Source organism: Bartonella sp. AP4SXKL (assembly GCF_042195845.1).
In the GTDB taxonomy this organism is placed as follows: domain Bacteria; phylum Pseudomonadota; class Alphaproteobacteria; order Rhizobiales; family Rhizobiaceae; genus Bartonella.
Genome location: NZ_JBHIPA010000083.1, coordinates 1 through 582, shown reverse-complemented (window position 1 = coordinate 582; position 582 = coordinate 1). Strand labels below are relative to the sequence as shown.

The window sequence follows — 582 nt, the reverse complement described above, 5'->3', positions numbered from 1 at the left end:
CTGTTCTTAAAAAAGCGTAAACAACCAATGCAAAAAGAGTTTATTGCAACAGCTGTTGGTTATGTTCCTTGGGGGGACGGAGCAGAGGAGTATTTTTACAACCTCTACGAATATGAAGACGGCACAAGAGAGTGTGAAAAGTTTGATGGCGGCCAGTATTATACCACACCAGAAAATGCGGATTTTAGTACCAAAGCGCAAGTAAAAGCATGGGTTTACGGTGGTGGTATTCCGAAAAGCATTCTCAATTACGAACCTCTTATAGATGAGATCAATAAAGAGATCAAAAAATTATCGAAAACCGCAGGAAATAAATATGTTTACAGATAAACAGCTAAGAGCCTTGTTTGGCATTATAACTTTTATATTTTTATGTTTTTTAGGAATTAAAAAAAATCCCTACTTTATTCAAAGTATTTTGATATTTGCATCTGTTTCTTTGGTAATAGTCACAGCGGTTTTTGCAATTTTATGCAATTCTCATATTCCTTTTGAGTTGCAGAACAATCCAAAATATAAAGATGATGATACAACGGGTTGGGTGAAACTAACACGTGATTTACAACAGTATATGCACAGACT

At 35.1% G+C, this 582-nt stretch carries 1 protein-coding gene and 1 pseudogene; both read left to right on the top strand.

Annotation, left to right across the window (positions count from 1 at the left end; genetic code table 11):
• On the top strand, nt 1-330 hold a 330-nt coding region (locus ACFIMI_RS09795; protein ID WP_375692545.1), incomplete at its 5' end, for a hypothetical protein.
• Nucleotides 317-582, top strand: a pseudogene (locus ACFIMI_RS09790) (hypothetical protein); the annotation flags it as partial. The gene ACFIMI_RS09795 and the pseudogene ACFIMI_RS09790, both read left to right, overlap by 14 nt.